The 19373-nt window shown below is 71.1% G+C and carries 13 protein-coding genes; 7 read left to right on the plus strand and 6 right to left on the minus strand.

What is annotated here, in order from left to right; genetic code table 11:
- Nucleotides 1-158: 158 nt before the first annotated feature.
- From ACQPXM_RS14905 to ACQPXM_RS14925, 5 genes are all read right to left on the minus strand, one after another.
- Complete coding sequence (locus ACQPXM_RS14905; RefSeq protein ID WP_432948869.1) at nt 159-701, minus strand: hypothetical protein; 543 nt, start codon at nt 699-701, stop codon at nt 159-161.
- 374 nt (nt 702-1075) lie between these two features.
- Nucleotides 1076-1990 (minus strand): ROK family protein, encoded by a 915-nt coding sequence (locus ACQPXM_RS14910; protein ID WP_432948871.1) that lies wholly within the window; start codon nt 1988-1990, stop codon nt 1076-1078.
- Between the two features lie 10 nt (nt 1991-2000).
- The gene (locus ACQPXM_RS14915) at nt 2001-2654 is read right to left on the minus strand and encodes a DUF7158 domain-containing protein (RefSeq protein WP_432948872.1); all 654 of its coding nucleotides are present in this window, start codon (nt 2652-2654) and stop codon (nt 2001-2003) included.
- A complete protein-coding gene (locus ACQPXM_RS14920) occupies nt 2651-6910 on the minus strand; it encodes an NEW3 domain-containing protein (protein ID WP_432948874.1) in 4260 nt (1419 codons plus the stop codon). The genes ACQPXM_RS14915 and ACQPXM_RS14920 overlap by 4 nt, the downstream gene beginning before the upstream one ends.
- Nucleotides 6911-7141: 231 nt before the next feature.
- The gene (locus ACQPXM_RS14925) at nt 7142-8725 is read right to left on the minus strand and encodes an alkaline phosphatase D family protein (protein WP_432948876.1); all 1584 of its coding nucleotides are present in this window, start codon (nt 8723-8725) and stop codon (nt 7142-7144) included.
- Between the two features lie 152 nt (nt 8726-8877).
- Here ACQPXM_RS14925 and nagZ point away from each other — a divergent pair, with 152 nt between their 5' ends.
- Both nagZ and ACQPXM_RS14935 read left to right on the plus strand, forming a co-directional pair.
- A complete protein-coding gene (gene nagZ / locus ACQPXM_RS14930) occupies nt 8878-10335 on the plus strand; it encodes a beta-N-acetylhexosaminidase (protein ID WP_432948878.1) in 1458 nt (485 codons plus the stop codon).
- Between the two features lie 42 nt (nt 10336-10377).
- Complete coding sequence (locus tag ACQPXM_RS14935; RefSeq protein ID WP_432948880.1) at nt 10378-11652, plus strand: alpha-L-fucosidase; 1275 nt, start codon at nt 10378-10380, stop codon at nt 11650-11652.
- Nucleotides 11653-11685: 33 nt separating this feature from the next.
- Here ACQPXM_RS14935 and ACQPXM_RS14940 read toward each other — a convergent pair whose 3' ends face one another.
- Nucleotides 11686-12888: an ROK family protein gene (locus ACQPXM_RS14940; protein ID WP_432948882.1), complete on the minus strand. Its 1203-nt coding sequence runs from the start codon at nt 12886-12888 to the stop codon at nt 11686-11688.
- A 111-nt stretch (nt 12889-12999) separates the two neighbouring features.
- Here ACQPXM_RS14940 and ACQPXM_RS14945 point away from each other — a divergent pair, with 111 nt between their 5' ends.
- The 5 genes from ACQPXM_RS14945 (at nt 13000) to ACQPXM_RS14965 (ending at nt 19342) form a co-directional block, all read left to right on the plus strand.
- Nucleotides 13000-14625, plus strand: coding sequence for a glycoside hydrolase family 13 protein (locus ACQPXM_RS14945; protein ID WP_432948884.1), 1626 nt, complete (start codon nt 13000-13002; stop codon nt 14623-14625).
- Nucleotides 14626-14751: 126 nt separating this feature from the next.
- Complete coding sequence (locus ACQPXM_RS14950) at nt 14752-15885, plus strand: Nif3-like dinuclear metal center hexameric protein (RefSeq protein WP_432948886.1); 1134 nt, start codon at nt 14752-14754, stop codon at nt 15883-15885.
- A gap of 76 nt (nt 15886-15961) precedes the next feature.
- Nucleotides 15962-16675 (plus strand): zinc ribbon domain-containing protein, encoded by a 714-nt coding sequence (locus tag ACQPXM_RS14955; protein WP_432948888.1) that lies wholly within the window; start codon nt 15962-15964, stop codon nt 16673-16675.
- Nucleotides 16672-17802 (plus strand): bifunctional RNase H/acid phosphatase, encoded by a 1131-nt coding sequence (locus tag ACQPXM_RS14960; protein WP_432948890.1) that lies wholly within the window; start codon nt 16672-16674, stop codon nt 17800-17802. Before ACQPXM_RS14955 ends, ACQPXM_RS14960 begins: the two co-directional genes overlap by 4 nt.
- Nucleotides 17803-17905: 103 nt before the next feature.
- Nucleotides 17906-19342 carry an RNB domain-containing ribonuclease gene (locus ACQPXM_RS14965; protein ID WP_432948892.1) on the plus strand — a complete coding sequence of 479 codons (1437 nt, stop codon included), beginning with the start codon at nt 17906-17908 and terminating at the stop codon, nt 19340-19342.
- Nucleotides 19343-19373: the final 31 nt, after the last annotated feature.

Consider the following 19373-nt stretch of genomic DNA (forward strand, 5'->3'; position numbering starts at 1 on the left):
GCAGTCCGCCCCACCGAACCCCGCCCGGCGTCTACCGGGCGGGCGGGCTGTCGCCCGGGACTTCGGTTCTGCACCGTGGACGGGGGTGTGGTTCCCCGATGACCGCCCTCCCCGCGGTCACCGGCCCACCGTCCGCGGTGCAGAACCCGCGTCGATCCTCATCCCTCCTGAGGATCGATCGCACTCACGGCGCGTCGCCGGAGCAGCGCGTAGGCGCTGATCACGCAGACGAGCAGCGAGTAGACCGCCCAGACGGATCCGACGTTGCCGAGCTCGTTCCCGTTCCCGCGGGAGCCGAGCGCGATCACGGCGGTGACCGCGACGAGCGCGATCAACGGGCCGGTCCAGCCCAGCACGCCCATCCGCACCGGCTGCTCCGACGTGGACAGGTCGTCCGGGTCGAGCACGGCGGTGACGGCGTGTCCCCGCAGGGACTCGTGCAGGGCCGCGACGCCGCACGAGGCAGCGACGTTCAGCAGCAGCAGGCGGTCGGAGACCTCGGCGATCGGTACGCCGGCGACGGTGCGGTACAGCACGGCGTACACGTCGACGGGAACCGTCGCGGCGGCGGCGCCGACGACGACCAGCTGGAACAGCCGCGGCCGGCGGACCGACGCCCGCACGCGGCCGTGCGCGCTGGTGGTCACGACGACCAGCGCGGTGAAGAACAGTGCGAAGACGACAAGTACGGCAACGTCCATCAACACCAGTTCCTCGGGTCGAGCATTGCCCCGGGCAACGCTGGTGGACGTGCGTACGACTGCGATTCCCGCGGGTGTGGCGGAGAGTCGCCTCTCCGCCGCACCCACAAGTGGTCAATCCCTGGCATGCAGACCCCCCGGACTGCCCGTGGATGACGTGCCCCCACCCCATCCATCCGTTGCATCGGGTGGAACGGGGTCGCCGTTACAGACTTTTCGGCATTGGGTATAAATTGCACAAAGTTGCGCGCGGAATCTGTTTCCGCGCGCCGTTTGTGTGCGTGAGGGCTGCAGTCGGTGCCGCTGCTGTCACACCGTGTTCCGTCGGACTGTCCGACAAAGTTCAATTACCGCCCGGGCGGGTGCCGAACACCTCAGACGGCCGCCCAGGCCAGCCGTGCGGCGCCGAGCAGACCCGCGTTGGCCAGCTGCGCCGGCTCGACGGTCAGGCCGGTGACGAAGGGCAGTTGGGCCAGGCGCTTCACCCAGCGGCCGACCGGGTCGAACAGGACCGGACCGGCCTTCGCGACACCACCGCCGATCACGACGGTGGTGAGATCGACGGTGACGGCGGTCGCGACGATGCCCGCGGCAAGGGCCTGCGCGCCGTCGTCGAAGATCCCGAGCGCGATCTCGTCGCCGGCTGCGGCGTCCGCGGACAGGACGGCCGCGTCGACGCGCTCGCCCGAGCGCCAGCCGCGTCGCTGGGCCCGGGCAACCATCCGGGGACCGCTGGCGTAGGTCTCGACGCACCCGAACGAACCGCAGGCGCACGCCTCGCCGTCCAGGTCGACCACCATGTGACCCAGATGCGCCGCGTTGCCGGACTGGCCGAGCAAGGGCTTGCCGTCGACAACGATCCCGGCGCCGACGCCGGTCGAGACGACGATGCCGAGCAGCGTGTCCACCGCGCGGCCCGCGCCGGTCCAGGACTCGCCGAGCGCGAAGCAGTGCCCGTCGACGCCGAGCTCCACCGGTACGTCGCCGACCAGGGCGCGGACCCGGTCGACCAGCGGGAAGTCCCGCCAGCCGGTGATGTTCACCGGCGAGACCAGACCGTGGGCGAGGTCGAGCGGCCCGGCCGAGCCGATGCCGACCGCGATCGGCGTACTGCCGTCCAGCACCCGCGCGACGAGCTCGGCGAGCGCGGCGAAGACCTGGTCGGCGTCACCCGACGGGGTGAGGATCCGGTCCTCGGTGCGGATCGTCCCGTCGGCCGCCACCAGCGCGGCGGCCATCTTGGTGCCGCCGATGTCGATGCCGAGAACGGTCGCTGACTCGTCGCTCATGATCCCCCCGTCAGTGCCGGTGCAGGTTGTCAGGTTGGTTGCTGTCGCCGGGGTGCTCCAGGCCGTGGACCAGCTGGACCCGTTCGTGCATGGCCCGGTTGAGCCAGCGTGCGAACGCCTCCAGCCGGGCACTGTCGAGCAGCTCGGCGTGCCAGCGGTCCACCGGTACGTCGGGGTCGGCAGGCGCCGGCACACCGAGGACGTCAGCGGCGTACTCCAGTTGCTCGCGGGGAATCGTCACGTCGGCGCTCACCAGCGCCGCCACCCGGCGTACCGGCTCCGATGCGGCGAGTGCGGCGGCCGTGATCGACCCCACGGCGATGGCGGCCGACACGTCCAGGGGACGAGCAGCAGCCTCCGGTACGACGTCTGTACGGCGGCTCAGCTCGTCGTGGCAGAGCTGCTCGGTGATGATCACCTGGGCCACCCACCGGGCGAGCTGCCGGGCTTCGCGGCTGCCGGGCTTCGGCAGCACGCAGGCGGCGTCGCCGGAGCGCAGCGCGGCCAGGCGCTCGTCCAGCAGCGTGCGAGGGATCGGCCAGCCGTTGAGGTAGGCCATCACGTCGTCGGGCGCGATCGGCGCACCAGAGTGCCCGTGCCCATGCCCGTGCGCAGGTGAGTGCCCCGGCCCGCTGCTCGCGGGCCTGGCGAGAGCGGCCGTCACAGGATCTCCAGCCGGACGGTAGGCGCGTACTGGGCTCGCCCGAACCACATCACCTTCGGCAGCACCCAGGCATGTGCCGGGGTCGCGTCCGCCGGAGCTACAACCGGTACGCCGACCGTCACCGACGACTTCGCCGGTACGACGACCGGGCGAACCGGTTCCGGCAGCCACGACCAGGTCCCGTACGGCGACGCCAGCTGCAGCTCGGCGCGGATCTCTGCCGAGGTGTCGTTCGCGAAGACCAGCTCCAGTGTCGCCGCCGAGCCAGGCTCGAGCCGCAGATCCTGGGTGGCCGGCGTGACGGTCAGCCCGGTCGGCCGACCCGGCTCACCTTCGGCCGCTCCGGCGTTCGGGCTCGGTGGTTCGGCAGGCGCCATGGCGAAGCCCAGCGTCGCCGTCAGCTCAGGGCTCTCCCCGACGAAGACGGTGACGACGTCCTCGACCGACCGCACTCCCGCTCCACCGGCCAGGTGATCGGTCGCGGTGTCGACCCGGGCCGCGACGAAGTACTGGCCCGGCTCGCAGTCCGCGGGTGGATGGACGTAGGCGAGGTGCCGGACGTATCCGCCCGGCTCGAGCCTCAGCGTGCGGTCGGGCTGGTCGGTCGTCCAGCCGTCCGGCAGGTCGAGGGACAGGATGCCGACCGCGACCGCGTCGGCGTACTGGTTGGCGACCACCATGGACACCTCGAACTTCGAGCCGGCGGTCCGGGCGACGGTGGGGGACACCGACAGGCTGACCGGCAGGAAGCCCATCTGCGCAGGACCCCGGTTGTGCAGCCAGTACCGCGAGTACGACGGTTGCGCGAGCTCCGCGGCCTGTCCGAGCACATTGGAGCCGGCCGTGGCCTCGTGCTCGACATCGATCACGAAGGTGTCGACCGCGGAGCCGGCCAGCTCGACGGTGAGGGTGCCGTCGGCAACGTCGAGCGCCGCGCCGCGGTGCTCCAGCAGGTCGGCCTGGGTCGCCGCGGTGATCGGCAGGGCAGAAGTGACGGTGGCCGTCGCGCCGAGACCGGTCGCCTCGACGAGCCGGAGGGTGACGCCTTCGCGGGGGTCGGCGGGACGACCGGAACCGTGTGCGATCGGGTTGCCGGCGGGCTTGACGGTGGAGATCAGGACGTCGCGCTCAGGGGTCACCTGGAGCAGCGAATGACTCGAGGGCAACGATCCGTCGTGGCCAGAGGTAGTTGCTGCTAGCAACGGCGACGAGAATTCCTGACCGCGGGCCGGCAACTGGAGCGCACGCCAGTCGCCGTCACCGGCGGTCAGGGCGTACCGGAACTCGTGGGTCCAGTGCTGAAGCTGGAACGACGAGCCGTCCGGCGCCGAGCGGCGGGGCGGGTCGATCCAGATCCCGGCCGGCCAGCCGGTGCAGGACCGCATCAGCGAGGCGTGCAGCGCGCCGGTCGCGTCCACGGCGAAACCGGGCAGACCGTAGGTCAGCAGCGCGACGGTCGCGTCGGTGAAGTCCTCGATCACGCCGTCGCCCGCGACGGTCGCGGTGATCCGGGCCTGGCCCAGTTCGCCGATGGCGGCCGCGACGGCGTCCTGGGTGGGCAGCACGAGGGCGGGAATCGCCCGCAGGTCCCGCACGTCCGCGTTCGGCTGCCAGACGTCGGCCAGCGCCGTCCGGGGCGGCACGTACGAGGTCGTGGTTCCGTTGCCTGGAGCATCGAGCAGGGACGCCGCCGAGCCGACCAGGATCCGCAGGTCGGGAAGGTTGGAGTCGACCTGCAGGCTGCCGTAGCGGGAGCCGCCGGCGCGGGACGTGGTGGCGGTGACCCCGACGCGGGCCAGGGCGACCACCAAATCGCGCATCTCGGCCGGTTCGGAGTCGTCCGGGACGACGATCTCCGCGACGGCCATCGGCCGGGTGCCGACCGATCGGCCGTCGGTGTCCACCAGTTCGATCCGCGCGGTCGAGCTGAGCCCGAACCAGGTGTTCGCCGGGTTGTCCAGCGTCCACGGAGCCTGCTCGCTGTCCACGTCGATCAGGCCGAAACCGCGCCCGACCACCGCACCGGCGACCTCGCTGACCGGCAGCGCCCCCGGAACGTCGGCCGGGAACTTCACCCGGACCAGCCGGTCGGACTGCGCGTGGTCGAGGATCCGGGTGGAGAACTCGATCCGGTCCAGCCCGGCGTACGCCGTGATGACGGCCTCGTAGGCGATCTGGTCGACCTCGCCCCGGCTGATCACCCGGCTGCCGAGCGGTCCGGTCTGGGTGATTACCTTCGCCGGCGCCTCCGACGAGCCGACCACCGGGCCGGACGGTGTGAGGTGCCAGGGACCTTCGCCGAAGCGCGGGTGGTCCGAGTACTCCTGGTAGACCCGCAGTTCGTTGCCGAGTCCCTTGAGCACCTGCCGCCCGGTGTGCTTGTCGACGATGCCGCTGACCGCGCCGCCCCGGGAGGCGTCGACGGTGATCCGGAAGTACTCGTTCTCCACCGTGTCGGCGGAGTCGGCCGGGCCCCAGGCGCCCGGCGTACCGGCGGTGAGCTGGTAGGTGCGCCAGCCGAGCGACGGGACGTCCCGCGCGAGGAAGGTCAGTTTGTTGCCCTCGACAACCGACGGCAGGACCTCGCCGTCCGGGCCGAGCACGGCGACTCCGCCCGGCTCGGGCAGCTCCACCGTGACCAGATCGGTGCGCGCGAAACCGAGCGTGTTGGTGACGACGACTGCCGTGCTGCCGAACGCACTGGTGTCGATCCGCGCCGCGAACGCCTCGAGCGCGGCGGTGCGGGCCGTGTCGGCCAGGTCGTGGGCCTCGCGCCAGCCGGTGACCAGGTCGATGTAGACCTGGTCGGACTCCGATCCGGTGATCGCGTCGTGGTGCGCGCCGTACGCGAGCTGCCGCCAGGCCTTGTCCAGCGACGCTTCCGCGAACCGGCCCAGACCGAGCAGGTCGGCGTACGTGCCGAGCTTCTCCGCGTCGACAGCGGCGACCTCGGCCGCCCGCTGGGCCTGCTTGGTGTCGATGTAGGAGACGTCCTTGCCGGTGTAGATCGGGTTCATGTCGCGCGACTGCGGCGACGGACGGCGGCCCTCGGCGTCCAGCTCGGCGCGGACCCGGTCCATGAAGTGCTTCGTGGTCCCGCAGACGAACTTCGGCCACACGTAGCGCTCGGCCCAGTCGTGGTGCAGCGCGGTGATCCAGTTGTTCGGCGGGGTGTAGTCACCGCCGACCGGGAGCAAGGTGTTTTTCGTCGCGGCCACCGTCTTCAGCGTCGCGAACAGCTGGTACGCCGTGTCGCCCGCGGCCTCGACGCTGGGCGCGTGCTGCAGGTCCCAGCCCGGGCCGTAGTGGTCGGGCATGTAGTGGGTGAGCACGCCGTCGCCGCTGGGGCTGATCCACTCGAACTCGCTGGGGAACTGCATCACGGCTGCCGTACCGGCCTTAGGGTCGCCCCAGGCCAGGCGCAGCGGTCCCCACTGGTGGAACGGCCCGCGGGCCCACGCCGATCCGGTCAGCCCGGCCTTGGCCAGGTAACCGGGAAACTGCGGGTCGTGCCCGAAGACGTCCAGCTGCCAGGCGTTGCGCGGATCGCCGCCGAGGATGTCGCGCTGGTAGCCGACGCCGTACACGATGTTGCGGATGGTGGTCTCGGCGCCGGTCAGGTTCGTGTTCGGCTCGTTGTAGGTGCCACCGATGATCTCGACCCGGCCCTCGGCGATCAGCCGGCGCAGGACGGCGCGGTTCTCCGGGAAGGTGTCGAAGTACGGCTTCAGGTAGTCGAGCTCGGCCAGCACGAAGCAGTACGCCGGGTCGCGCAGCGCGAGCTTGAGGTGAGCGTCGACCAGGCTGAACGCGTTGTGCGTGTAGACCGGCCGGGTCGTGCCGTCAGGACCTTGCAGGTCCCAGCTGGTGGTGTAGGCGGCTTGGGTGTTCCACCAGACCGGGTCGTAGTGGAAGTGCGACACCATCACCATCGTCCAGCCCGGCTCGGCGACCACGACGGTGCCGGCGTCACGAGCGACGTCCACCCCGTCGGCCGTGATCGTCACGGTCGCGGCCAGCTCGGTCCCGTACGCCGCCCGCAGGTCAGCCGCGATCTCCAGCGGGATCTCGATCCGGGCCGGTCCCTCGCCTGCCGGCAGGTCCGCCGTACCGCGCACGCCGTCGCCGTCGACTGCGACGGCGAGCGCGCCGTCGGCGGTGGAACGGACCAGCTCCACGCGCAGGATCTGGCGCGGGTCGTCCTCGCTGCCGACGAACAGCTCGGGTGAACAGACGCGGGTGATCTGCACTGTCACGGTGATCGGGCTCCGGTCGGTGGCGGGGTCAGGTCGAGAGACAACGTTATCCGGAACCGGTCGATACAGCGAGGGGTTGCCGCAGCTAATCAGGCATGACCGCGCTACAGGCTGCGCGGAAACCGGGCGAAGATGCACGGACTGTCATTGACAACGATGGCCTTTGAAAGGACAAAAAGAGCTCCCCGCCGCACCTTGCCAGGGCGACGGGGAGCGGGAACGGCCGGTCGGTCAGGTCAGGTTGAGGCCCGGGTTGCCGGCTTCCACGGTGAAGGACGCCCGGGTCGAGACCGGGGCTCCGGGGGTGCTGACGTACGGGATCACCTTGAAGTCCGCGCGCAGCGAGTCGCGGGTCAGGTGGGTGCTGACGTAGCCGCGCTGGTTGTTGACCAGCTTGATGTGCGGGTTCTCGTCGAGCAGGAGCTGCCCCCCGGTCGGGAAGTCCTGGCCGTCGCCGCCGGAGGTGATCGACGTGGTGACGAGCTCGACGCCGAGCGGGCGCGAGTCGGGGTTGCGGAAGTCGGCCAGCAGGTTGTTGGCGTAGTGCCGGTGGACGTCGCCGGTGAGCACGACCGGGTTGGTGACGTTGCGCTGCTGGAAGCCGTCGAGGATCCGCTGCCGGGAGGCGGCGTACCCGTCCCAGGCGTCCATGCTGTAGCTGACGGCCGGGCCGGCGGTGAAGTCGCGGGCACCGAAGAACACCTGCTGCCCGAGCACGTCCCAGGTCGCCGACGAGCGGCCGAGTCCGTCGAGCAGCCACTTCTCCTGCTCCGCTCCGGTGATCGAGCGCGCCGGGTCGAGCGCCGCCGGGCAGTCCGACGCCGTGTCGTTGCAGGCCTGGTCGCTGCGGTACTGCCGGGTGTCGAGCATGTGGAACGACGCCAGCCGGCCCCACTGGATCCGCCGGTAGATCTGCATGTCGATGCCGCTCGGGATCGAGCTGCGCCGCAGCGGCATCATCTCGTAGTACGCCCGGTACGCCGCCGCGCGCCGCTCCAGGAACCCGGCCTGCCCGGCCGGCGAGGGGATCTCGTCGGCGTAGTTGTTCTCCAGCTCGTGGTCGTCCCAGACCACGACCCACGGCGCGACGGCGTGCGCGGCCTGCAGGTCCGGGTCGGTCCGGTACTGCGCGTGCCGGACCCGGTAGTCGGCCAGCGTCCAGATCTCCTTGGCCGGCGAGTGTGTGCGCGGCCCGGTGCCGCCGGCCCCTTCGTAGATGTAGTCGCCGAGGTGCAGCACCAGCGACGGGTGTTCCTCCGCCATCCGCCGGTACGCCGTGAAGTAGCCGCCCGCGTAGTTCGAGCAGGACACGAACGCCATGTGCAGCGGGCTTCCGTACGTGCCCGGCAGGGGAGTCGTCAGCGTCCGGCCGATCTCCGACACGTGCCGCTCGCAACGGAACCGGTAGTAGTACTCACGCCCAGGCAGCAATCCGCGGACCTCGACATGGACGGCGTGCGCCGATTCCGGACCGGCGGACACGACACCGGCGCGGACGACGCGGCGCATGCCGGGGTCGAGCGCGACCTGCCACTGCACCTGGTACCGGCGGCTCGGCATTCCGCCCATGCCGTCGGCGGCGAGCGGGTCGAGCGCGAGCCGGGTCCACAGCACGACGCTCTGGTAGTCCGGGTCGCCGGAGGCGATGCCGAGGGTGAACGGTTCGGCGAGCGGCTGCGACGATCCTGCGGCGGTCGCGTCGGTCAGCGGCGAGCCGGCGGCGGGCGCAGTGCCGGCCGCGGCGACCGCGGTGGCGCCGGCAACGGTGGTTGCGGCCACCAGCAACGTGCGACGGGTGATCGGTGTGACGGGCATGGCGGAGCTCCGTAACGGATCGGGGGAAGGATTCCCGCCCACCTTTGTGGAGCCGGTGGAACCCGAGGTGACGCCCAGAGGTGGGTTCGGTGAACTGCGACGACGCCGGGTCCACTGGCGTCGTACCGCACCGGCAAGAGAGGGTGGCCTGCATGAGTGATCAACTGGAACGCGATGCTGCCGGCGCTTTGATCGTCGGCTTCACCGGCACCACCGCCCCCGACGACCTGCGCCGCGCGGTCGCGAACGGACTGGGCGCGGTGATCCTGTTCACCCGCAACGTCGTCGACGCCGACCAGGTGTCCGCGCTGACCACCGCCCTGCGCGCCGAGCGGCCGGACCTGCTGATCGCGATCGACCACGAGGGCGGCGAGTTCAGCCACCTCGCCCCGGCCAACCCCTGGCCACTGTCCTCGCCCCGCGCGCTCGGCGAGCTGGACGACACCGACCTGACCCGCGCGGCCGCTCGCGACGCCGCCGCGACGCTGGCCGGCCTCGGCATCGACGTGATGCTCGCGCCGTCGGTCGACGTGAACAGCAACCCGGCCAACCCGATCATCTCGACCCGCTCGTTCGGCACCACCGCCGGCGTGGTGTCCCGGCACGGCGTCGCCTTCGTCCAGGGCGTGCGCGACGCGGGCATCGCGGCCTGCCCGAAGCACTTCCCCGGACACGGCGACGTGGCCGTCGACTCGCATCTCGCGCTGCCGCGGGTGGACCGGTCGATCGAGCAGGTCAGTGCCGTCGAGCTCGCGCCGTTCAAGGCGACGATCGAGGCCGGGGCCGACCTGGTGATGAGCGCCCACATCGTCTTCTCGGCGTACGACGACCAGCCGGCGACGCTCTCGCGGCGGATCCTGCAGGGCCTGCTGCGCGACGAGCTGGGCTTCACCGGGGTGATCACCACCGACGCGCTGGAGATGCAGGCGATCACCGCGACCCGGTCGATCGAGCAGGCCGCGGTCGAGTCGATCCGGGCCGGGGCGGACTTGGCGATGATCGCGATCGGCGAGGCCGACCCGCGGGCACTGACCGCCGAGATCGTCGATGCCGTCGGCAACGGAACGCTGGACGCCGCGCGCGTCGCCGAGGCGGCCGCACGGGTGCGTGACCTCGCCGCCGACCTGGCGACCCGCACCCGGCTGCCCGGACTCGACGGTGCTCCGACTCGCGAGGTCGCGGCGCGGACGGTGACCGGCCAGGAGTTCCCGGCGCTCGGCGGTGCGCCGTACGTGGTGGATCTGACACAGGGGCTGCACCCGGCCTGGAATCCGTACTTCAGCGGGCTGCCGGAGGTGTTCGCCCGGATCGCGCCCGGCTCGGCCGGGATCGTGCTGCGAGCGGCGGACGCCGAGGCGCTCGGTGAAGCGCAGGCGGCGGCGATCGGCCGGCCGCTCGTGGTCGCCGTGCAGGACGCGGTCCGTACGCCGTGGATGCGCGCGGCGCTGCAACTGCTGATCGAGAGCCACGAGGGAGAGGTGTTCGTGCTCTGCACCGGGATCCCGGAGGACCGGGCGCTGGTCCCGGCGAGCGTGCCGACCGCGGTCACCTACGGGCGCAACCTGGTCGTGCTCGAGGCGGTCACGCAGGTGCTGACCCGGCAGCCGTGAGAATCCTATATCCTATCGCTGCCCCGACCTGAGGAGTGCGCGATGGCGATCCAGCCCTGGTTCGAGCAGGCCAAGCTCGGCATCTTCCTGCACTACGGCATCTACGCCGTGAACGGGATCGCCGAGTCCTGGTCGTTCTTCAACGGCGAGATCAGCCACGAGGACTATCTCGAGCAGCTCGACGGGTTCACCGCGGCCAGGTTCGACGCCGACGCCTGGGCTGAGTTGTTCGAGGCGGCCGGCGCCCGGTACGCCGTACTGACGTCGAAGCACCACGACGGCGTCGCGCTCTACGACACAGCCGCGAACGACTTGTCGACGGTCAAGTCGACACCGGCCCGGCGGGACATCGTCAGCGAGTACGTCGAGGCGCTGCGGCGGCACGGGCTGAAGGTCGGGCTGTACTTCAGCCACCTCGACTGGACGCACCCGGACTACGCGTCGGTGCGTCCGGCGGGGATGCCGGCCGACGAGCGGGGCAACCCGTTCGCCGTACCGGCGGCCGGTGCGGAGGATCCGGAGCGGTGGGAGCGGTTCCTCGCCTTCCACCGAACCCAGCTGACCGAGATCATCGACCGGTTCGCGCCGGACCTGCTGTGGTTCGACGGGGACTGGGAGCGGGATCCGGAGCAGTGGCGGATGGACGAGGTCCGTGACCTGATCGCGGCGAAGCTGCCGCGGACGGTGGTCAACGGGCGGATGCGCGGCGGGTTCGGCGACTACGCGACGCCCGAACAGGGCGTGCCGATCGTGCCGCCGACCGGGCCGTGGGAGCTGTGCGTCACGATCAACGACTCGTGGGGTTTCCAGCACGACGACCACCACTACAAGTCGGTGCGGCAGCTGATCCGGTTGTTCGCGGAGACGATCGGTGGCGGCGGCAACTTGTTGCTCGACGTCGGGCCCCGCGAGGACGGCAGCATTCCCGAGGAACAGGTCGAGCGGCTGCGGGAGCTGGGGGACTGGATCCGCCGGCACGAGCGGGCCGTGTTCGGGACGACGCGCGGTCTGCCGAACGGCGCCTTCTACGGTGCGTCGACGGTGTCGGCCGACCGGCGCAAGGTCTACCTGTTCGGCTTCGACCGGCCGAACGAGTACTTCGTCGTCCGCGGCGTCCGCAACAAGGTGCTCAAGGCAACGATCGTGGGCTCGGGCGTCGAGCTGCGGATCGACCGCCAGGGCGGTGGCATCGAGGGCGCCGCCGGCTGGACCTACCTGTACGTCGACTCCGAGACGGCGCTGGACCGCGACTGCACGGTCGTCGAACTCCAGCTCGACGGCGAGCTGGATCTCGCGGAGCACCACACCCGCGACTGACTCGTCCGGGCGACCGCTTCGTGTCCCCGGTCGCTAGAAGCGGCGGGCGGTCAGCGTCAGGTCGAGAGCGTTCTGCTCGACGTAGTTGAGCGCGTGCCGGACCGCGCCGACCGACACGATCGTGTCGCCGAGCGATGACACCGCGACCCGCGGCGGCGTACTGGTGAAGGTGGCCAGCAGCTCCTCGATCGACGGCAGCAACGCCGCCGCGGCGTCCGCGACCGCGCCACCGATGACCACCAGTTCGGGGTTGAACAGGATCCCCAGCGTCGCCACCACCCGCGCCGTCCGCTGACCGACGATCTCCAGGACGTCGGCCGCCGCGCGATCGCCCTGGGCCGCGGCGGCGAACACCATCTCGGCCGTCACCGGTTCGGAACCGGCGAGCTCGCGCAGCACGGTCTCGACCGACGGATCCGCGATCGCCGCGGCCCCGCGCTCGCGCGCCATCCGGGCGATCCCGTGGGTGTCGCCGACGCCCTCGACCAGCTTCAGGTAGACCATCTCGCCGGCACCGCCACGGCTGCCGTGCAGCAACCGCCCCGACTCCATCAACCCGGACCCGAAGCGCTCACCCGCCAGCAGTACGACGAGGTCGTCGACGCCCTGACCCTGGCCACGCCAGTGCTCGCCGAGCACCGCCAGGTTGGCGTCGTTCTCCAGCAGGGCGGGCCAGCCGTGCGCCTTCGACAACCGCGCGGTCAGCCCGGCGTCGAACCGCCGCCAGAACTCGTCGTCGGCCAGGATGTTGCCGCCGCGGTCGACCGGAGCCGCCACCCCGACACCCGCCGCGATCACCTGGTCGTCGGTCACGTCGGCGGCCTTCATCGCGTCGGCCACCGCCTCGTCGACCAGCTCGGTCCGGTCGGCGGGCTCCTTCACCTCAGCGAACGACCGGACGGCCTTGGCCAGCGTCTCGCCGCGCAGGTTGGCCACCACGACGGTCGTCTTGCCCGCGCCGACGTCGATGCCGAGCACGGAGCCCGCGTCGCTGTTGAACTCGAACCGCCGCGACGGGCGGCCGACGGTGGTGTCGTCGCGGACCGGGTCCAGCTCGACCACCCAGCCCATGCCGATCAGGTCGTTGCAGACCGCGTGCACGGTGGCCCGGGTCAGGCCGGTCGCCTCGATCAGGCCGGTACCGGTCATCACGCCGTGGGACGAGAGCACGCCGAGCAACTTGCTGGCGTTCACCCGGCGCAGCAGCGGCGGCGTCGCCGCCGACGTCTTCGGCATAACCCTCTTGACCTCCTTGCCCGACCGACCGCACAATACTACAGATTCTAAATTTAAACTCTATATAAATCCATCCGACGAGTACCCGAGTGAGCACAGAGTGAGGCTCTTGTGACTACTACTTCAACCGATGCCGACTGGTGGCGGCAGGCGGTCGTCTACCAGGTCTACCCGCGCAGCTTCGCCGACTCCGACGGCGACGGCATCGGTGACCTGCAGGGCATCATCAGCCGGGTGCCGTACCTGCTGTCCCTCGGCATCGACGCGGTCTGGCTGAGCCCGTTCTACCCCTCCGCGCTGGCCGACGGCGGGTACGACGTGGACGACTACCGCGACGTCGACCCCCGGCTCGGCACGCTGGCCGACTTCGACGAGCTGGTCGGCACGCTGCACCAGGCCGGCATCAAGCTGATCGTCGACATCGTGCCGAACCACAGCTCCGACCGGCACGAGTGGTTCCGCGAGGCGCTGGCCGCGCCGAAGAACTCGCCCGCCCGCGACCGGTACATCTTCCGCGACGGCGTCGGCGACCAGCCGCCGTCGGACTGGGACTCGGTGTTCGGCGGTTCGGCCTGGGCCCAGATCCACGACGGCCAGTGGTACCTGCACCTGTTCGCCGCCGAGCAGCCCGACCTGAACTGGGACAACGAGGAGGTCCGCGAGGACTTCGTCAAGACGCTGCGGTTCTGGTCCGACCGGGGCGTGGACGGCTTCCGCGTCGACGTCGCGCACGCGCTGAAGAAGGACCTGACCGAGCCGCTGCCGTCGAAGGCCACGCTGCCGCGGCAGTCGGAGTCCAACGGCGTGCACCCGCTGTGGGACCGCGACGACGTGCACGACATCTACGTCGAGTGGCGCAAGGTGCTGAACGAGTACGACCCGCCCCGCTCGGCGGTCGCCGAGGCGTTCGTCCCGGCCGCCCGCCGCGCGCGGTACGCGAGTGCCGCCGGGCTCGGCCAGGCGTTCAACTTCGACCTGCTGCAGGCCGACTGGGACCACGACAAGTTCCGCCAGGTGATCACCGAGAACCTCGCGCTCGCCGAGCAGAACGGCTCGTCCTCGACCTGGGTCTTCTCCAACCACGACGTCGTCCGGCACGCGACGCGCTACGGGCTGCCGAAGGATCCTGACGGCGCTTGGCAGGACGGCAAGGCGTGGCTGCTGAGCAACGGCACGGAGCCGACCGTCGACGTGGCACAGGGGCTGCGCCGGGCCCGCGCCGCCGTGCTGCTGATGCTCGCGCTGCCCGGTTCGGCGTACCTGTACCAAGGGGAGGAGCTCGGGTTGCAGGAGGTCGGCGAGCTGCCGGCGGCGAACCTGCAGGACCCGGCGTACTTCCGATCGAAGGGTGCCGAGAAGGGCCGCGACGGGTGCCGGGTGCCGCTGCCGTGGACGATCGACGGTCTCTCGTTCGGCTTCGGCTCCGGTGGTTCGCACCTGCTGCAGCCGAAGTGGTTTGGCGCGTACTCGGTGGAGGCGCAGGAGGGCGATCCCGACTCGACCCTCAGCCTGTACCGCAAGGCGCTCGCCGTACGCCGGGGGCTGCAGACCAGCGAGGGACTGGAGTGGGTGGACGACAGCGAATGGGTCCTGCACTTCAGGCGGCCCGGCGGCTGGCAGTCGGTCACCAACTTCGGTGCCGCGCCGATCGAGCTGCCTGACGGTGCCGTCGTGCTGTCCAGTGGCCCGATGGAAGGCGACAAGCTGCCGACGGACACCACCGCCTGGCTGATCTGAGCCAGGGCCAAGGACGTCGCTGACCGACAGCGGCGCCACAGAACCCACCAGCCCCACCCGGTTCGGGTCTCCGGGTGGGGCTGGTGCGTTGAGTGCCGGATGGACCGTCTGCGGCAGGATGTCCTCGTGACCACGAGTCTTGCTGACGTGAAAGCTGTTCTCGACCGGCTCTACAACCCTGCCTGGGCAGAGAGTTGGGACGCCGTCGGTCTGGTGACGGGGGATCCCGGGCAGCAGGTCGGCAAGGTGCTGTTCGCGGTCGACCCGATGCGCGCGGTGGTCGACGAGGCGATCGACGGCGGGTTCGACCTGATCGTCTCGCACCACCCGTTGCTGCTGCGGGGCGTGAACAGCGTGGCCGCGACGACGCCGAAGGGCCGGGTCGTGCACGACCTGATCCGCAGCGGGACCGCGCTGATCGTCTGCCACACCAACGCCGACAACGCGAACCCCGGCGTCAGCGACGCGCTCGCGGCCGCGCTCGGGCTGCGGGACACCCGGCCGTTGAAGGCGATGCCGACCGACCCGATGGACAAGATCGTCGTGTACGTGCCGGTCGACGAGACGCAGGCGATGATCGACGCGCTCGCCGCGGCCGGCGCGGGCCGCATCGGCGACTACGACCGGGCCGCGTGGTCGGCCACCGGGGAGGGCACGTTCCGTCCGCTGGCCGGGGCCAATCCGACGATCGGTGAGGTCGGCGCGATCGAGGTGGTCACCGAGTCACGGGTCGAGATGGTCTTGCCGCGGCATCGCCGGCGCGCGGTGGTCGAGGCGATGCGGGCCGCGCACTCGTACGAGGAGCCGGCGTTCGACGTACTGGAACTCGCGTCGTTGCCCGGTCAGCTCGGCGGCGGCCGGATCGGGACGTTGCCCGAGCCGCTGTCGCTGCGTGACTTCGCGTCGGTCGTGGACCGGGGGCTGCCGCGGACCGAGCACGGCGTCCGGGTGTCCGGGGATCCGGAGCGGACGATCGAGACGGTCGCGGTGTGCGGGGGAGCGGGCGACTCCGAGCTCGACCGGGTCCGCGCGGCCGGCGTCGACGCGTACGTCACCGCCGACCTGCGGCACCACCCGGCGACCGAGGCGCGCGCGTACGCCGACGGGCCGGCGCTGGTCGACGTCGCGCACTGGGCCAGCGAGTGGCCGTGGCTGACCGACGCCGAACGCCTCCTGACCGCGGGCTTGGCAGAGCGGGGCAGTACCGTGGACACTCACATCTCGACGCTCCGCACCGACGCCTGGGACCTTCGTCTCTAGTCCGCGGTAGCTGACAACTGAACGCGCGCGATCTAAGGAGCCGACCCTGAACGCCGAGCCCGCTGTCCAACGCCGGTTGCTGGAGCTGCAGGATCTCGATCTGCAGCTGGATGTGGTCGCGCACAAGCGCAAGTCGCTGCCGGAGCACCAGGCGCTCGCCGAGCTGGGCGCCGAGAAGGCCGTGGTCGACCGTGAGCTGGTCGCCGCCGACACCTTGGTGTCGGACCTGCGCCGCGAGCAGAAGAAGGCCGACAGCGACGTCGAGCAGGTCCGGCAGCGCAAGGCGCGCAACCAGCAGCGGCTGGACTCCGGCCAGGTCACCTCGCCGAAGGACCTGGAGAACCTGCAGCACGAGATCGGTTCGCTGGACCGCCGGATCTCCGACCTGGAGGACGCCGAGCTCGAGGTGATGGAGCGACTGGAGGCGGCCGAGGCGACCCAGGCCGACCTGCAGGGCCGCGCGGCGGCGTTCGCCGGCCGGCAGGCCGAGCTGGAGAGCTCGCGCGACGCAGCGCTCAAGGACCTCGACGAGCAGCGCGCGACCCTGGGCGACCAGCGGGCGAGCCTGGCCGCCGAGCTGCCCGACGACCTGATCACGCAGTACCAGCGGCTGCGCGAGCGCAACGGCGGCATCGGCGCGGCGCCGCTGGTCGGCAAGCGCTGCATGGGCTGCCGGATGGAGCTCGCGCCGTCGGACCTGAACAAGATGAAGGCGACCGCGCCGGACGTCGTCCTGCGCTGCGAGGAGTGCGGCCGGATCCTGGTCCGGACGCCGGAGAGCGCGGTATGACCTACGCGCACGTCATCGTCGAGGCCGACGGTGGTTCCCGGGGCAACCCGGGCCCCGCGGCGTACGGCGCGCTGGTGCGGGACCCGGTCACCGGTCAGGTGATCGCGCAGGCCGGGGTGACGATCGGGGTCGCGACCAACAACGTCGCGGAGTACAGCGGCCTGATCGCCGGGCTGGAACTGGCCGCGGAGTACGCGCCGAACGCGTCGATCGAGGTCCGGATGGACTCCAAGCTGGTGATCGAGCAGATGGCCGGGCGCTGGAAGGTCAAGCACCCGGACATGAAGCCGCTGGCGATGAAGGCGCAGTCGCTGGCGCCGTTCGGGACCGAGTGGACGTGGGTGCCGCGAGCCCAGAACGCGGCCGCCGACGCGCTGGCGAACATGGCGCTGGACGGCAAGCCGGTGCCGCTGAAGCCGGCCGAGAGCTCGGCCGCGCCGGTGGTCACGGAGGCCTCCGAGCTCGGCAAGGCGCTGGCGGGCTGGGGTGGCGCGTCGACCGAGCCGCCGACCCGGCTGATCTTCCTGCGGCACGGCGAGACCGCGCACACGGTGGAGAAGCGGTTCTCGGGATCGGGTGGGGACGACCCGGGGCTGAGCGAGATCGGGCGGCGGCAGGCCGAGGCGGCGGCGCAGTACATCGCGGAGCTCGGGCCGGTCGACGCGATCATTTCGTCCCCCATGCTGCGGACGCGGCAGACGGCGGCTGCGGTCGCCGAGCGGCTCGGGCTCGACGTCGAGGTCCGCGACGCGTGGGTCGAATGCTCGTTCGGCGATTGGGACGGACACACCTTCGCCGAGGTCCAGGCCAAGTGGCCGGACCAGCTGAACGCCTGGCTCGGTTCTACCACGGTCGCACCGCCCGGGGGCGAGTCGTTCGACGCGTGTGCCCGGCGGGCCCGGTCGGCGCGCGACGCCGTCCTGGCGTCGTACCCGGGTAAGACAGTGGTTGTGGTCACGCACGTGACGCCGATCAAGCTGATGGTCCGCGGCGTGCTGCAGGCGCCGATGGCGTCGCTGTTCCGGATGGAGCTCAAGCCGGCCACGGTGACCGAGATCCACTGGTACGCCGACGGCCTGGCGTCGCTGCGCAGCTTCAACGTGCAGCCCGTCCCGACGGCCGGCTGAGACCGGCGGCGCTCGGCCTGCGTTCGCTGAGCGGGCCCGGGCACTAGTCTGAGTCTCCCCGGCCGCATCGTGGCGGCCGGGCTGTCGAGGACGGAGTGGTCGAGTGCCGTTGCAGAAGGTGCATTTCGCCGAAGACGTGCCCGAGGTGCTCCGGGCTTCGCTGCAGACGATCCGGCGCGAGCTCGAGATCCCGGCCGAGTTCCCACCCGAGGTCACCGCGGCCGCGCTGGCGGCGGTGCGGAACCCGCGGCTGCCGGAGCTGGACCGGACCGACATCGAGTTCGTCACGATCGACCCGCCGGACTCGATGGACCTCGACCAGGCCCTGCACATCGAACGCGCCGGCAACGGCTACACCGTGCACTACGCGATCGCGGACGTCGCGGCGTTCGTGCAGCCCGGTGACCCGATCGACCTCGAAGCGCGCCGGCGCGGCGAGACGTTGTACGCGCCGGACAAGCGCACGCCGTTGCACCCGCCGGAGCTGTCCGAAGGCGCCGCGTCGCTGCTGCCGGACGCCGTACGGCCGGCGCTGCTGTGGACGATCACTGTCGACGCCTCCGGCGAAGGCACCGAGGTCGTCTGCGAACGCGCGCTGGTGAAGTCGCGGGCCAAGCTCAATTACGCCGGGGTGCAGAAGGACCTCGACGCCGGTACGGCGCCGGAGTCGCTGCAACTGCTCCGCGAGGTCGGCAAGCTCCGCGAGCAGCGCGAGCTCGAACGCGGCGGTGTAAATCTGCCGATCCCCGACCAGGAGGTCGTCACCGCGGGCGGCGAGTGGACGCTGGAGTTCCGCGCGCCGCTGCCGGTCGAGGGCTGGAACGCGCAGATCTCGCTGCTGACCGGGATGGCCGCCGCGCACCTGATGATGTACGGCGAGATCGGCATCCTGCGCACGCTGCCGGAATCGCACGACGATTTGCGCCGCAAGCTGGAGGGCACGGCCAAGGCACTCGGCATCACCTGGCCGGTCGGTACGTCGTACGCGGAGTTCATCCACGGGCTCGACCCGAAGCAGCCGACGCACGCGGCGATGCTGGCGGCCTGCACGGTGCTGTTCCGTGGTGCCGGGTACACGGCGTTCTCGGGTGGCGTGCCGGCGCGGCCTGAGCACGCCGCGATGAAGTCCGAGTACGCGCACGTCACGGCGCCGTTGCGCCGGCTGGTGGACCGCTGGACCGGGGAGATCTGCGTGGCGCTGTGCGCCGACCAGCCGGTGCCGGACTGGGTCCGCGAGTCGATGGACGAGATCCCGAAGATCATGGAGGAGAGCGCCCGCAAGGCCAACGCGTACGAGCGAGCCATCGTCTCGATGGTGGAGGCCGGGCTGGTCGCCGAGCAGGTTGGCGCCGTGTTCGACGGGGTTGTGGTGGACGTCGACGACCGCGATCCGACGCGGGGTGTTGTCACGCTGTCCACGTTGGCGATCGAGGGCAAGGTCCACAGCTCCAGCGCGCTGCCGCTGGGTCAGCTGGTCCGGGTGAAACTCGTCGAGGCGGATGTCGCGAAGCGGACCGTCGCCTTCGAGCTGGCGGAGTAGGCGGCCGCCGCGGCGCGGCCTGCGCGGGTTC

The organism is Kribbella sp. CA-253562, from assembly GCF_050942265.1.
Lineage (GTDB): Bacteria > Actinomycetota > Actinomycetes > Propionibacteriales > Kribbellaceae > Kribbella.